Origin of the sequence: Parapedobacter sp. ISTM3, from assembly GCF_016533505.1 — a bacterium.
In the GTDB taxonomy this organism is placed as follows: domain Bacteria; phylum Bacteroidota; class Bacteroidia; order Sphingobacteriales; family Sphingobacteriaceae; genus Parapedobacter; species Parapedobacter luteus.
Map to the genome: position 1 here is coordinate 1 of NZ_JAENGN010000021.1, position 15,061 is coordinate 15,061.

Below are 15,061 nucleotides of genomic sequence, written 5' to 3' on the forward strand. Positions count from 1 at the left end.
CATAGCAATAGCGGTGATACCAGCGGCAGCAAAGACCCACCACTGAATGTTGATGTGGTAAGCAAAGTCGGTAAGCCAGCGGTGCATTGCCCACCAGGCAACCGGTAAGGCGATGCCGATGGCAACCAATACCAATTTAATGAAATCAGACGAAAGCATCTGCACAATATCTGCAATTGATGCGCCCAGCACCTTCCTTATGCCGATTTCCTTCACACGTTGCGCTGTGCTGTATGAAGCAAGGCCAAATAGTCCGAGGCACGAGATGAAAATGGCTAAAACCGCAAAGTTGACGAACAACCGGCCGAACTGCTCCTCGCTTCGGTATTGCCTATTGAAATATTCATCCAGGAAGAAATAGGTAAACGGCAGGTTCGGAACGGCCGTTTTCCATTCTTTTTCGATGGCCGCCATCGTGGCAGGCAGGTTCCCGGCGGTGAGTTTGACCGATACCAGATTCCAGCTTCCGGGCTCAATGCGCATGGTCAGCGGTTTGATTTTCCCTTGCAAGCCCCTAAAGTGGAAGTCTTTCACCACACCGACAATCGTACCTTCTCTGCCCCACTGTTTGAAACGCTTGCCGATCGCCTCGTTTGGCGAGTGGTATCCAAACAGGCTTACCGCCGCCTCATTGACTACCATCGCCTGCGTCGAATCCGTAGCAAAGTCGCGCGAAAAACCGCGTCCGGCAACCACATCGATGCCGTAAAGGTCGAGGTAGTCGAAATCGACAAAATACAGGTCGAGGTTAGCAATCTGCAAATCGCCATGGCTATTTTCGATTTCGGAGTAAGCGCCAGGATTGCCACCGCCCGGGACACTGCCGGACAGCGCCGTGGCTTTTACCGCAGGGATATGGGCCAGCGCTTGCTTGAATGCCTCCTTGGCGGGGCTGCCCTTCGTGTCTATCACCAGCGTTTGTTCTTTGTCGAAACCGAGGTCCCGGTTTCGCATATACCGCATTTGATTGTATACAATGACGGTGCCGAATATCAGGGCGATAGAAATGGTAAATTGTATCACAACCAACGCTTTCCGCAAAAATATTCCCCGTGTGCCGGAAGCAAAACGGCCTTTCAATACGGCTACGGGACGGAAACCCGATAAGACCAGCGCGGGGTATATGCCTGCCAGCAATCCCACGCAAATGGCGGCGAGAAATAAGATGCCTATATAGCCCGGGTTAGCGAAAAGGATCATGCTAACCTGCTTCCCTGCTAAATAGTTGAACAAGGGAAGCAAGGCGAAGGTGAACCCCAGCGCAAAGACAAACGCGATCAAACAGAGCAATATGGAGTCGCCCAAGAACTGTTTGATAAGCTGAGATTTAGCTGCGCCGACCACCTTGCGTATGCCCACCTCCTTTGCGCGTTCCGCAGAACGGGCTGTGGTCAAGTTGATGAAATTGAACGCGGCAATCAACAAGATGAATACCGCGACAATGGAGAAAATATATACGTTATTGATATTGCCCACATTGGACCCGTCGCGTGTCGAATAGAGGTATACTTCCTTGATCGACTCCAGAAAAAGGGTTACAAACATCTGGCTTTGCTTCATTTCGCTGCCATTTCGCTTTTCGAGAAAATCGGGGAACTTCGCTTGAAGACCGTCGGCCTGGGTGCCCGCCCTCAGCAGGAGGTAAGCCTCGGAGCCATAATTTCCCCACTGTTCATCCAGTCCAGCGTTGAGTTTCTGGGTGAGTGTGGTCATCGATACCACCATGTCTGCTTTCAGCCGTGTATTCTCCGGCATATCTTTCATAATGCCGGTTACCGTTACCGGAAGTTGTTCCTGACCGACGTGCAGTGTTTGGCCTACGGCGTTGTCGCTGCCGAAGTATTTCTTGGCCGATGACTCCGACAGCACCATGCTGAACGGTTCTTTGAGTGCCGTTTGGGCATCTCCTTCAAGAAGCGGGAAATCGAATACGGAGAGAAAAGCAGAGTCCGCAAATGCGCATTCGTCTTCCTGAAATTGTACTTCGTCCCTTTTAACGACGAAGTCGGCTCTCGTAAACCGGACGAATGCTTCCACTTCACCGAACTCATCGATGACATTGGGCGGTACTGCCCACGACGGGCCGTTGGCATTGATGGTCTCCGTCGGGGTTTTGATATCGGCAACCAGGCGATAAGTACGATCTGCCTTTGCATGGAATGCGTCGTAGCTTAGCTCAAAGCAGACATAAACAAAAATGAGAAAACTGGCCGTCAACCCTACAGTGAGTCCCATGATGTTGATGAAGGAAAAGACCTTGCTTTTCTTCAGATTGCGCCAGGCGAGTGTTAAATAGTTCTTGATCATAACTTATGCGTTCTGTCCCTCACTCATCCCTTAGTGCTTCGACCGGGTTGGCCACCGCCGCGCGGACGGCCTGCCAGCAGACAGTCAGCAGGGCAATGCCCACCGCTACGGCACCGGCCAGCACAAACATCCACCATTCGACGTCAATGCGGTAGGCAAAATCTTCCAGCCACGTGTTCGTGGCCCACCAAGCGATGGGTGTACCCACGGCAATCGATATCAGCACCAACCGGATGGAGCCCAGCGACAACAGTTCCACAATGCTGCCCACGCTCGCCCCCAGTACCTTGCGGATACCGATTTCCTTTACCCGTTGGCGCACCGTGTAGGTAGACAGGCCCAGCAGTCCAAGGCACGAAATGAAGATGGCAATGCCGGCAAATATATTGAACAAGAGTCCGGTACGTTGGTCTGTCGTATACTTAGCCTCAAACTGCTTATCCAAGAAACTGAAGCGGAAAGGAATGTCCCCCGCATACTGTTTGTATTGTTTTTCCACCGCTGCGATGGCCTGCTGCGCCGTTTGGGCGTTGGTACGCACGTACAGAATATTGCCACTCCACCAACGGAAAAACAGCAGAGGCTCGATTTTCTTTTTTAAGGGTTGGAAGTTGAAATCTTTCACTACGCCAATGATGGTGCCCGCGCGGCTATGGAAGCTGATGGGTTGGCCGATATAAGGTGGGACGAGCCCCATTTCTTTTATTGCCGCCTCATTGACGATATACAGGTTGCTGTCTGCAGGCGTACCCGAAAAGTTACGGCCTTCCAGCAGTTGCATACCCATGGTAGGGATGAAGTGCTGGTCGATGACAGCTTGGTTGATGATGACCTGGCTGTTGGCCGGTTTCCCCGGCCAGTCAAGGTCGCTGGTAGACGACTCATAATTAGCAAGGTCATAGATGTCAGCCAAGGAAACGCCGGTAATTCCCGGTTTGCCGCCGAGTTCATTTTTTATGGCATCGATATGTCCGCTTACCGCATCGGGCAGCGGTACAGTAAAGACATAATCTTTGTTGTAGCCCAAATCCAGTTTTCGGATATACTCCAGTTGTTTGCCGATGACCAGTGTAGCCACAATCAATACCATGGAGATAGCAAACTGGAATACCACCAGTATTTTACGGAAGTAGGCAGAGCCGATGCCGGAGGCAATCCTGCCCTTCATGGCCTGTAACGGATGGAAATCCGACAGCAGCAATGCGGGATAGATGGCGGTGGCCAGCAAGGTACCCACGGCGGAATAGCCCACTACCGTCCAAATGCCGGCATCGGTAGGCGACAAATGCAACTGTTTGCCGGCAATGAGGTTGTATACGGGAAGAAGCACGAAAATAAGTCCGAAGGCGGCCAATAGCGCGAAGCAAAACAGCAAGGAGGTCTCCGCGATGAACTGGAAGAATAGTTGCCGTCTATTGGCACCGATGATTTTCCGTATACTGACCTCCCGCGCACGCACCAGGGCCCGTGCCGTTGAGAGGTTGATGTAGTTGATGGCGGCGATGGCCAGTACCAGGATGGCGATGACGAGAAAAATCTGTACCATCCGTGCTGGCGCGTTGTTGCCGTCGGCCGCTACCAAATGCAGGCTGGCAAGGGGTTGCAGCCCGTAGCGGGTATCGCTCTTGCCGTTACGCGCTTTGTCGTATGCCGCTGTGAAACCGAGTTCGGCTTCTTGCGGGGCCGTGCCTTCCTGCAATTTGACGTAGGTGTGGAACGCATAATTGCCCAAGTCCGCGTCGATGGTTTTCCATTCGCCATTGCCGCCGTTTGCGGTGAACAGCTGCGCGTAATAACCCATGGGGAAAAGTGCATCGAACGCGAGCGTCGAGTTGTCCGGGAAGTCACGCAATACACCGGCAACGGTAAAATTATCGCCCCGGAATTGCAGCACCTTGCCCATGGCATCACCGTCGCCAAAAAACTTCCGTGCCGTCGATTCGGTGACGATAACACTGTTGTTATTCGGAAACAAGGTGGCTCGGCTGCCCTGTAGGAGCTCAAAATCAAACACGGTCAGGAAGGTGCTGTCTACGCAGGCGGCGGCAAAACCATCGAGCACGGTGCTGCGGTCGGCGTTGGCCAGTACCTGATCATATTCACTGTAAACGCGGACGATGGATTCGACACGCGGAATGGATTGGGCATAGACCGATAACGGGCCCGGTACACCTTCCCAAACCATATCCTGCCCATTCGCTTCGAAATGAGCAAGGATTTTGTATATGCGGTGATGGTCGCGATGGAAGCGGTCGTAGCTCCGTTCATGCTGTACCCATAGCAACAGCAGCACGGCGGTTGCCAATCCCAAAGCTAATCCACAGACATTGATGATGCTGTAGAACTTGTTGCCAACTATGTTGCGCCAAGCGGTTTTTAACTGGGTTTTCATCGTTATTTTTGTTTATGCTTTGGCCGTAGGCTATAAGCAATACGCGATAGCCTGCTGCCAAAATCACTCGTTTCTCAGTGACGATACCGGGTTGGCTATCGCTGCCTTGATCGCTTGTGAGCTCACCGTTGCCAAGGCCAATAGCAGTGCTCCCGCGCCGGAGAGGATGAATGTTCCCCAGCCAAGCGGGACGCGATAGTCGAAGGATTGGAGAAATCTGTCCATCGCCCAATATGCGATCGGAAAAGCCACCAGGCAGGCAACGAGTACTAGCACCACAAATTCTTTCGACAACAGCTTGGTTATCGAAAACACCGAAGCGCCCAGTACTTTGCGGACGCCGATTTCCTTGGTCCGGTTTTCGGCCATAAATGCAGCCAGTCCGAATAAGCCGAGGCACGAGATAAGGATCGTCAGGAATGCGAACAGCCCTGCCAACGTGCCCGTCTGCTGGGACTCGGCGAATTTTTTCGAATAAGCGTCGTCGACAAAGGTATATTCAAACGGATATTCCGAATTATAGCGTTTGAAGATGCTTCCCGTTCTGCGCAGGGCTTCTGCAGTGCTGAGTGCCGGGTTGAATTTGATGTGCATGGTGTTGAACCAACCTGCCGCTCCCTCAATGATCATCGGTGGGATGGGATCAAACGGCGAACGCATAATGAAATCCTTGATCACCCCGATGACGTGCCAGTCGCGGCCGTCGTCCTGTATGATCTGTCCGATGGGATCCGCAAAGCCCATCGCTTTCACTGCCGATTCGTTAAGGATAACGCCCAAAGAATCAGTGGGATACTTGGATAGGTCAAAATCCCTTCCCATAACCAGCGTCAAGCCAGCGGTTCCCACAATGTGCTCGTCCACACAGAAACGGTCAAAGACAGTTTTGTCGCCTGGCTGTTTGCCCTGCCATTGGAACCCCCAACTGTTGCTCCATCCCTCGGTGAGGGGAGAGCTGGTGCGGGTCACGGACTGTGCCACGCCGCTGTTAAGCAGCTCGTGTTTGATGAGCGCGCTGTTCTTGGCTACCTCGCCCTGCTCAAATACGTAGATCAAGTTGTTTTGGTTATAGCCGTTTTCCCGTTCTTTTCCGTACTCAATCTGGCGTTGTACGACCAGCGTGCTCACGATCAGGATAATGGCAATCGAAAACTGCACCACGACCAATACCTTCCTTGCACTGAAGGAGGCCTGTGCCCTCCGGAACGTCCCTTTAAGGACCTTTACGGGCTGAAACGATGAAAGGAAGAATGCCGGATAGCTTCCCGCCAATAAGCCGGTGAAGATAATAAATCCGATGGCGGCTAACCAGAAGCGTGCGTGGCCAAAGTCAATGGATAGCTCGCGCTCCACGAGCGCATTGAAGGCAGGCAGTGCCAGCAGTATAAGGCCCAACGCGATTACGCTGGCAATGAAAGCGGTAAGAATGGACTCGCTGATGAATTGCCCGATCAGTGAATGGCGGTAAGCGCCGGCTACCTTTCGGATGCCCACTTCCTTGGCCCGTTTTTCACTCCGGGCGGTGCTCAGGTTCATGAAGTTAATGCAGGCGATCAGCAGGATAAAGCCTGCAATGACCGTAAATAGGCGGACCATCTCGATGCGGCCGCCCGCGATCTGCCCGTTTTCATATTTCGACCGCAACCACCAGTCCGGCAAGGCGTGCAGGAAAACTTCGTTGTCCTCGTTTCCGTCCGAGTGGCGGATCGTGATATCTTGGATTTTGCTATTCACCGCGTCCCGGGAGGCTTTCGGCACCAGCTCCACGTAGGTTTGGACGGAATTGTTTCCCCAGTAATTATCCGAAGCGCCAAGTCTTTCCATATAAGTCCAGGGCATGAAGTACTCCACACCTTTGAACCGTGTATTGCCGGGCAGATTCTTTAGCACGCCCGATACCGTGGCTACATCCAATGTGTCGATGCGGATGGTTTTTCCCAGCGCTTCGTCTTTGCCAAATAGCCGCTCGGCCAGCGCTTCCGTGATCACGATATCGGTAGGGCGGATGAGTGCGCGTTTGGCATCACCGGCCAAAAGCGGGAAGCTGAACATCTGAAGGAATGCAGAGTCAACGAACGCACCGCTGGCCGTGAGCTTTTTGTCTCCCACGGTCATAAGCATGCTTCCGAACTGGGAATACCGGCTGGTGTTGGCAATCTCGGGAAACTCATTCTCCAGCGCAGGTGCCAGGGGCTTGGGTGTGGAAAACCAGGTATGCAGTTTACCGTCAAGCATGGATTTGTTGCCCGCAAGGTAGAGCTGTTCCCGCTTTGCGTGAAACATATCAAAGCTCATCTCGTTCTGTACCCAAAGCAGGATAAGCATTGCCGCCGCCATTCCGAGGGCGAGTCCGCCAATGTTCAGCACGGAATACCCCTTGCTTTTCTGAAGGTTCCGCCAGGCGATTTTTATGTAGTTCTTAATCATTATCCCACAGTTTCCATCAGCACCTGCCCATCGAGCATGCGGATGATGCGGTCGGCGTAGCGGGCGTCATGCTCGCTGTGCGTTACCATGACGATGGTGGTGCCGGCTTCATTAAGCTCCGTGAGCAACTGCATGACTTCATTACCATTGTTGGAGTCGAGGTTACCCGTAGGTTCGTCCGCAAGGATGAGCTTGGGTCGGTTTACTACCGCACGGGCTACCGCTACGCGCTGCTGCTGACCTCCGGAAAGCTGCTGCGGAAAGTGATTGCGCCGATGCATGATCTGCACTTTCTCCAACACTTCCTCCACCCGTTTCTTGCGTTCGGCAGCGGGCACCTTGGTGTAGATAAGCGGCAATTCAACATTCTCGAACACCGTCAGCTCGTCAATCAGGTTGAAGCTCTGGAAAACAAATCCGATATTGTGTTTACGCAAGTCGGAGCGTTTGCGCTCATTGAATTTAGCGACTTCAATGCCGTTGAACAGGTAACTCCCGTTGTCCAAATCATCCAATAGTCCCACAATGTTGAGCAACGTGGACTTGCCACAGCCGGATGGACCCATCACAGCTACAAACTCGCCTTCTTTCACGTGGATGCTCAGGTTATTGAGCGCTACCGTTTCCACCTCCTCGGTGCGGTAAAATTTTTGTAGTTCGGTAATTTTAATCATGTTTATTTTGCTTTCAGCAGTCGGCTATCGGCTATCAGCGGTCGGCCTGATGCGTGGTTCGTTATTTGTTGTTCTTAGCTATCGGCCCCGGAATGCTCCGGGACTTCGTGTTGCTCAGCAGTCAGCTTTTGGCAATCCTTGTTTTTAATCCTTATTCCTTATTCGTTGAATCCTTATTCCTGAACTATTCATTATCGTTCCAATTTTTTAATGAGTTGAAAATCAATATTATGGAATTTTTGGGTTTTTAGGACTGTTCGATATCGAACACCCTGCTGTCCGCTTGCGGACAATTGCATCGCCGCATAGCAGATCCTTCGCTTGATTGTTCAGTTTTATACCAACGGATGTACGTGCTTTGTAGCCTTGGGCGGTGCATTGTCCTTGGCTTAAGGATTCAGGAGCTGTTGTGGTATTCCATCTTTGGGCTATTCGGCCGCCACGTGGACATGGGTGCTATCGGAAACCCGTTCGCTTCCAAACGACATGAACGTGAGAAAGACTTCTATTTCAGTACCGGTCCAATTTGCCGATGCCGGAAGGATGCACGCCCCAGCATCACGGGTTGTTTCGTTGAGGAAATTTTGCCAAACACCCGACGCATGCGAATAAATGAGTATGGATAGCCTATCGGAGCCATAGGCATCTTCTGCGCCGGAGTTGTCCTGCCAGGAGATATGAAGCCCGCCGTCGGTCCATTCGGCGTTTACTGCCTCGGCACCCGGAAGGTTGCCTTGACTGGTACGGAATTGGCTCCAGTCGATTTCAAGGTGCGGATATTCTCCTTTAATCGCCTGTTTTTTGTTAAGGGAAAGTGCGAGGTTAAACGCACTCATGTTTAGCGGCTCCGCTACGTTGCGGAAGCTCGTGCGGATGAATACCGTCAAGGGTTTGAGCGCTTCCATAATGACCTTCATAGCCTGCTCATTAGCCAGCCGGGCCTCGCTTCTCGGTTTGTGGCTTTTACGTGGTAATCCGCGAATGACGTCGAGGCCCTTCCACTTGTAGCCAACCACACTGCCTACTTTTCCGCTGAAGCTCCCGTTTGGTCCGTTCTTGAATACCGCCATGAGTGATCGCCTTGTGTTATAATGTTTTATAATCAAATTTACATTGTTGGTTTGGATAATCAAAATATAAATAAAAGTTAAATAATATTTGATACGGGTTTTATTCGGATTTTCCCCTATGAAATCCCTATAAAAACCCTATTATATGCGAATAATATCTGATTGAAGTTGAACGTTTTTGGTGTTTCAATGTGTAAATAGGGTTATTTTTTGATTATCTTGCTTTTCTCCACCCTATATGTCGGCCTGCTTTGTTTTCTTTGCAATGCGAACATCAAACAATCGGTATGGCCGCTTCACATTACCCCTTTCCTTTTCCGGTACAGGAAGCGTTCACCAAACGGGTGGCGTATTTCTCCATGGAGTTTGCGATTGACCAGGCACTGAAAATTTACAGCGGTGGCCTGGGATTTTTGGCTGGCTCGCACATGCGAAGCGCCTATGCGTTGCGGCAGCACCTTGTGGGAGTAGGCATGCTGTGGAAGTTTGGTTACTATGATCAGGGACGCCATGCGGACCAGACATTGCGCGTGGATTGGCAGCAAAAGCTGTATGCTTACCTCGAAGATACGGGCATTACATTCACTATTCGCATCCATGATGCGGACGTCTGGATAAAAGCCTATTACCTGCCACCCGATGTCTTCCAGAGCGCCCCCCTGTACTTGCTGACAACGGATTTGGCCGAAAATGATTACATCTCCCAGACCATTTCGCACCGATTGTATGATGGCAATACGGCCACAAAGCTGGCGCAGTACATGGTATTGGGCATCGGTGGCGGAAAATTGCTTGATTTGCTGGGATATGACGCCGAAGTGTACCACTTGAACGAAGCTCATGCATTGCCGGTAGCGTTTCATGTGCTGCAAAAGTTCAACAAAGACCGGGAAGCATTACGGGAACGTTTGGTGTTTACCACCCACACGCCCGAAGAGGCCGGTAACGAGAAACATCCCTTCGACTTATGCCTGGCGATGGGTTACTTTAGCGGATTATCCAAGATGGAGGCACAGGAGGTTACCGGAATTGATGATGCGCAATTCAATCTTTCCTTAGCCGCGTTGCGGCTGGCCAGAAGGGCGAATGGCGTGTCCCGGCAGCATGGACGTGTGGCCCGTGAGATGTGGGGCCGGTATGATAATATCTGTGGTATTGGTCACATTACCAACGCCCAGCACTATCGTTATTGGGCGGATGCCGAGCTTTATGGGGCTGCAGATCAAGGAAACGATGCCCGGCTGGCCCAACGCAAGAAGGCCCTGAAACGGCAGACGTTCCTTACCGTGGCCGATCAGACGGGCCGATTGTTCAGCCCAGATGTGCTGACCATTGTCTGGGCAAGGCGATTTGCAGGCTATAAGCGCGCCGACCTGCTGCTTCGCGACCGCAACCGATTTGAGCGATTGATAAAGAATACCGCATATCCCATCCAGATTATCTGGGCAGGCAAGCCCTATCCGGGCGATCAAGGTGCCATCGATCTGTTCAACTCGCTTGTGCATCTCAGCCATCAATATCCCAATGTGGCCGTGCTCACCGGCTATGAGTTGGCGTTGAGTAAATTGTTAAAGCAGGGGGCCGACATCTGGCTCAATAACCCGCGGATACCGCGTGAGGCATCGGGAACCAGCGGTATGACCGCTGCCATGAACGGTGCGCTCAACCTTTCGACCAACGACGGTTGGATACCTGAGTTTATTAAACCGGGAGTCAACGGATTCTTGATACCGGAGGCGGACTACCAGCACATCGGGATTGATGAACAGGATAATCATGATGCGTATTATCTGTACGAGTTGCTGGAGCAGCAGGTGCTGCCGATGTATTATGAGCGGCATCACGAGTGGCTGGGCTTGGTGAAGCAGAGCATGGCAGATGTCCGCACTGCGTTTGGCAGCGACCGTATGGCCAGGGAGTATTATGAACAACTGTATAATTAGCCCCGATCCGTGTATCCGCCGCTCATTTTTTTAAACTACGATGACATTTCGTGTTTGAACATGTATTTGTTTTTGCTTTTCTTTGCTGCCCAAATCGATATGATATGAAAAAAATTAACGTATTTATTTTAGCGGCTGCCGCACTGATTGCGGCTTCATGCGGTAACAATGCGTCCAACAGTGCAGCGGTCAGTGAAGAACAACAGGTTGCTGAAAAACAGGGCGATATTTACTCGGTTGATTTAGCGGCATCAACGATCAGTTGGAAGGCGTTCCATAAAGGAGGCTTTGCGCCGCGCTGGGGAACACTGCCTGTTCAATCCGGAGAGATCGCCTTGGCTGATGGCAACATCACTGCCGGTGATTTTGTCATCAATATGGAAGGCTTGAAAGTGGACTCGGCGTCCGTGACGGAAGGCGATAAAAAGCATACCGATTTGGAGGCGCATCTGAAAAATGAAGACTTCTTCAATGTGACCACCTATCCGACCGCCGGATTCAAGATCACGCAGATTGCCGAGTTGGACGGTACGGCGGCAGCTGGAGCTATTGAGGGAGCAAACAAATTGGTGAGTGGCAACCTGACGCTCCTTGACAGCACGCTGAATATTTCCTTCCCGGCCAAAATCACCGTGACGGAAGGGCGAGCAGAAGTGCAGGCCCAATTTACCGTTAACCGTACCGACTGGGGGATTAAGTTTGGCACTTCCGAGGCTGACCCCGCTGAATGGGGAATCAGCAAAGACATCGAAATCGGTGTTGCGGTAGTCGCTGTCAAACAGTAATGGCATATTAAACTACAAACAAAAAAAGAGATGTTTACCGCATCTCTTTTTTTGTTATATACAGGCTTTATCACCCTTTCGTGCTGCAACCCGACTATGGCCGAGGATGTCGGTGGCACGGAGAGGCTTCCGTTACCGGCCTGCTGTCACCATGCCCGACGTCATGATTGATGGGATGCCAGGAAGATCGGGCTGCCGTTGACCCACGTAGCCGCGATGTTGATGCGGTCGTCAAACACGGCGAGGTCGGCATCCATGCCGATGGCCAGGGTGCCTTTCCGGTCTTGTATGCCTAAGATGCGTGCCGGCGTGGCGGTCATCATCTGCACGGCCTCGGCGAGCGGCACTCCGGCGAGGTGGACCATGTTGCGGATCAGCCTGTCGGCTGTGGCCACGCTGCCGGCAAAGGAGCTCCGGTCGGGCAGTTTGGCTACGCCGTCTTCAATAATCACGTGCAGGCCGGTTTGATGGTTTCCCAAAACGCTTTCCCCTGGGGGCATTCCGGCACCACGCATGGCGTCAGTTATCAACGCTGTGCGGTGCGGCCCCTTGAATTTATGTACCATCCTGAGTAAGGGGGCGGGGAGGTGAACGCCGTCAGCAATGATTTCAACGTCCATTTCATCCAGCAGGTAGGCCGCCTCGATGACTCCCGCATAGCGGAAACACGCACGCCGGGTAACGCCCGACATGCCGGAATAGAGGTGCGTTGTCAGCGTGTAACCGTTTTCGACCGCCGCGACAACGTCTTCGTATATGGCATCTGTGTGCGCCACAGCAGCCAGCACCCCCTGCGTGCGGAGGTAACGCCCGAACTCCAGCGCCCCCGGCAATTCGGGTGCTGCGCTCCAGCGCCGGATATGCGGCGAGCTGGCCAGTATTTCCCGGTATTCGTCGGGGTCGGGGTCGCGGATGTATTTCGGATCCTGTGCTCCCCGCTGGTCCAGTGCAAAATATGGCCCTTCCAGGTGCAGCCCGAGGAACTGTGCACCGCGGGTATTCAGCCGATTGGCCTGGTCATATACTCCCAGCGTTTTGAGCAAATCTTCTTTCTCGGCGGTCAATGTGGTCGGGCACATGGCTGTAGTGCCGTAACGTGCATGAATTTCAGCGATAGCCAGGTAAGCCTCCACGGTGTTGTCCATGAAATCGTGTCCGCCGCCGCCATGGATGTGCAGGTCAATGAACCCGGGAGCAACGTACCGGCCTTCTACGTCAATCACTTCGGCATCCGGAGTATCAATCGAACCGGGCTCCATATCCCGTATCTTGCCGTTCTGGATCACCAGGCAGCAGTGGTCAATAATCCGTTGAGGGGTGATGGCCCGGGCATTGATAATCTTGATGGGTTTTCCAAATTCCATTCGTTTAAGCTTATGTCAGGTCCACCGGCGTATCCGGTGGCCCTTAAATGCATAAAAAATCAAATATACATAACAGGGAACGAGCACCCAATAGCCGTCCCTAAGGGAATAATTGTCGGCCAGGTAGCCATATATCAGGGGCAGGAGTGCATTCCCGCATAGTCCCATAATCATAACGGATCCGCCAAGTTTGGTGAATCTTCCCAACCCATCCAGCGCAAGCGGCCAAATGCCGGCCCACACCAGTGAATTGGCCAATCCAAGGAGTACAACAAACCAGATGGAGACGTCCGCATTGTGCCCCAGCAGTCGTATGTCGCCCGAAAACAACAGGATGCCAAGCGAAAATGATAAACCCAACAGGGTGCAAGTCCGCAAAGCGGTCAATTGGCTGAACAGCTTCGGCGTGCAGGCAATGCCGATCAGGTAGCCGACGATGGTGGCCGCCAGCGTATAGGAGGGAAATGCCTTGGCCTGCAGTAAATCCATTCCCATTGAACCCGCATAGCCAATGATGGTATCAATGGCAATGACCTGCGTGCCTACGTGCAGGAAGATGGCAAACGCACCGAGGATAAGGTGAGGAAACTGGAAGATACTCGTTTTTCCCTCGTTCTGCGAGGCCACCTCGGCCGATTCGTGCTCGGTGTCGATTTCGGGGAGGGGTGAGTAGCGGACGACTAACCCCAAGGCAAACAATACGGCACTCACGCACGCATAAGGAACGATCACCCGCCGGATGAGGGCATCCAGTGTTTGCGCCCGGGTTTGGTCATCCATCAGCGGGATTTGCGCGAACAGCGCACTGTCCGTGGGCCGGAGGATGGCTGCAGCAAACGCCAGTGGCGCAAGGATGCCTGCCCCTTTGTTGCAGATGCCCATGATGCTGATGCGCTGGGCAGCCCGTTCTTTGGGACCCAGCACCGTGATATAGGGATTGGCGGCCGTCTGCAGGATGGCCAGGCCGCCGCCCAGTGTGAAGAGCCCCACCAGAAACAGTTCATACGTCCGCACCAGGGCCGCAGGTACAAAAATAGCCGCTCCCAACGCCATCAACCAGAAGCCCGCCATCATACCCCGCTTGAAACCCACCCGTTTCAGCAGGTACGCCGATGGCACGGATACAACGAAGTACGCGATGTAAAATGCAAAGGCTACCAGGTAAGACTGGAAATGGTTCAGCTCGCAGGCTATCTTGAAGTAAGGAATCAGGATGGCATTCACCCAAGAGACAAAGCCGAAGATGAAAAACAGCATCCCGATAATGCCTATCGAGATGACTGTTTGCTTTTTCGTGAGTGATTCCGCGGTGGTCGTAGGCGTCATACGCTGCTTTTAGAAAGTAGTTGGGCGGACTCGTTGTCCAGGAAAAAGCCGCAGCTCGGATGCTGTTGTAGGATACTCGCCGGATACCGGTTGCTTACCTCCTGTTCGAGGCTGTTTTTGACCGCCTGCGCCTTGCGGGCGTCGGGGACGGAGCAGATGATGTGTTTGGATTTCATGATCTGTTTTACGGACATGCTGATAGCCTGCAACGGCACGTCATCTATCGAGGCAAACCAGCCTTCATGGAATTGCTGGGCACGGCAGGGCGCATCAAGGTTCACCACGAGGTACGGTTTTTCGGTGTCAAAATCTGCGGGCGGGTCGTTGAAGGCAAGGTGGCCGTTTTCACCGATGCCTACCAGTGCCACGTCGATGGGGTGCTGGCCGATCGATGCGCCCAGCCGCTCAGCTTCGGCGTGTGGGTCAGCTTCGCCGTTGATGAGGTAGGCCGCTTTCAGGGGAGGGACATGCTCGATGAACCGCTCCTTCAGGTATTTACGGAAGCTGGCTTGGTGGGTGATGGGCAGGCCGATGTATTCATCCAGATGAAACATGGATACCTTCGGCCAGTCGATCCCTTCTTCGGCAACCAGTTGTCGGAGGGTTTCGAATTGGCTGGTGCCCGTGGCTAATATGATGTTTGCAAATCCTTGCCGGTCGATGGCTTCCCTGATCTGTACTGCCGCTTTTTTCCCTGCGGCTCTTCCTAACTCCTGTGCATTTGCAAAAACGTGAATGTCCATTGTTTGATGTCTGTATTGATAGTGAAAAAA

10 protein-coding genes are annotated in these 15,061 nt (G+C 52.7%); 2 read left to right on the plus strand and 8 right to left on the minus strand.

Going from position 1 to position 15,061, the window contains the following annotated elements:
- The 5 genes from JHJ32_RS20420 to JHJ32_RS20440 form a co-directional block, all read right to left on the minus strand.
- On the minus strand, window positions 1-2,307 hold a 2,307-nt coding region (locus JHJ32_RS20420), incomplete at its 3' end, for an ABC transporter permease (RefSeq protein ID WP_200122225.1).
- Window positions 2,308-2,326: 19 nt separating this feature from the next.
- Window positions 2,327-4,699 (minus strand): ABC transporter permease, encoded by a 2,373-nt coding sequence (locus JHJ32_RS20425; protein ID WP_200122226.1) that lies wholly within the window; start codon window positions 4,697-4,699, stop codon window positions 2,327-2,329.
- Window positions 4,700-4,762: 63 nt separating this feature from the next.
- The gene (locus tag JHJ32_RS20430) at window positions 4,763-7,126 is read right to left on the minus strand and encodes an ABC transporter permease (protein ID WP_200122227.1); all 2,364 of its coding nucleotides are present in this window, start codon (window positions 7,124-7,126) and stop codon (window positions 4,763-4,765) included.
- Window positions 7,126-7,800, minus strand: coding sequence for an ABC transporter ATP-binding protein (locus JHJ32_RS20435; RefSeq protein WP_079717864.1), 675 nt, complete (start codon window positions 7,798-7,800; stop codon window positions 7,126-7,128). The genes JHJ32_RS20430 and JHJ32_RS20435 overlap by 1 nt, the downstream gene beginning before the upstream one ends.
- A 428-nt stretch (window positions 7,801-8,228) precedes the next feature.
- A complete protein-coding gene (locus JHJ32_RS20440; protein WP_200122228.1) occupies window positions 8,229-8,870 on the minus strand; it encodes a DUF6266 family protein in 642 nt (213 codons plus the stop codon).
- A 287-nt stretch (window positions 8,871-9,157) separates the two neighbouring features.
- Here JHJ32_RS20440 and glgP point away from each other — a divergent pair, with 287 nt between their 5' ends.
- On the plus strand, window positions 9,158-10,813 hold the full coding sequence (gene glgP / locus JHJ32_RS20445; protein WP_200122229.1) for an alpha-glucan family phosphorylase: 1,656 nt from the start codon (window positions 9,158-9,160) through the stop codon (window positions 10,811-10,813).
- Window positions 10,814-10,917: 104 nt separating this feature from the next.
- Window positions 10,918-11,598, plus strand: coding sequence for a YceI family protein (locus tag JHJ32_RS20450; RefSeq protein WP_200122230.1), 681 nt, complete (start codon window positions 10,918-10,920; stop codon window positions 11,596-11,598).
- Window positions 11,599-11,759: 161 nt separating this feature from the next.
- Here the strand turns inward: JHJ32_RS20450 and nagA are convergent, their stop codons facing one another.
- From nagA to JHJ32_RS20465, 3 genes are read right to left on the minus strand one after another with little or no spacing between them, the layout of a single operon-like run.
- Entirely contained in the window at window positions 11,760-12,962 is a 1,203-nt protein-coding gene (gene nagA / locus JHJ32_RS20455; RefSeq protein ID WP_200122231.1) for an N-acetylglucosamine-6-phosphate deacetylase, read from the minus strand.
- Window positions 12,963-12,977: 15 nt separating this feature from the next.
- Entirely contained in the window at window positions 12,978-14,288 is a 1,311-nt protein-coding gene (locus tag JHJ32_RS20460) for a sugar MFS transporter (RefSeq protein WP_200122232.1), read from the minus strand.
- Complete coding sequence (locus tag JHJ32_RS20465) at window positions 14,285-15,031, minus strand: glucosamine-6-phosphate deaminase (RefSeq protein ID WP_200122233.1); 747 nt, start codon at window positions 15,029-15,031, stop codon at window positions 14,285-14,287. Before JHJ32_RS20465 ends, JHJ32_RS20460 begins: the two co-directional genes overlap by 4 nt.
- Window positions 15,032-15,061 lie beyond the last annotated feature (30 nt).

What these genes read in the sequence shown, in the direction of transcription:
- JHJ32_RS20460 (WP_200122232.1), bottom strand. Translation starts at nt 14,288, where the DNA reads ATGACGCCTACGACCACCGCGGAATCACTCACGAAAAAGCAAACAGTC.
- JHJ32_RS20425 (WP_200122226.1), bottom strand. Translation starts at nt 4,699, where the DNA reads ATGAAAACCCAGTTAAAAACCGCTTGGCGCAACATAGTTGGCAACAAG.
- JHJ32_RS20465 (WP_200122233.1), bottom strand. Translation starts at nt 15,031, where the DNA reads ATGGACATTCACGTTTTTGCAAATGCACAGGAGTTAGGAAGAGCCGCA.
- JHJ32_RS20435 (WP_079717864.1), bottom strand. Translation starts at nt 7,800, where the DNA reads ATGATTAAAATTACCGAACTACAAAAATTTTACCGCACCGAGGAGGTG.
- JHJ32_RS20430 (WP_200122227.1), bottom strand. Translation starts at nt 7,126, where the DNA reads ATGATTAAGAACTACATAAAAATCGCCTGGCGGAACCTTCAGAAAAGC.
- glgP (WP_200122229.1), top strand. Translation starts at nt 9,158, where the DNA reads ATGGCCGCTTCACATTACCCCTTTCCTTTTCCGGTACAGGAAGCGTTC.
- JHJ32_RS20450 (WP_200122230.1), top strand. Translation starts at nt 10,918, where the DNA reads ATGAAAAAAATTAACGTATTTATTTTAGCGGCTGCCGCACTGATTGCG.
- nagA (WP_200122231.1), bottom strand. Translation starts at nt 12,962, where the DNA reads ATGGAATTTGGAAAACCCATCAAGATTATCAATGCCCGGGCCATCACC.
- JHJ32_RS20440 (WP_200122228.1), bottom strand. Translation starts at nt 8,870, where the DNA reads ATGGCGGTATTCAAGAACGGACCAAACGGGAGCTTCAGCGGAAAAGTA.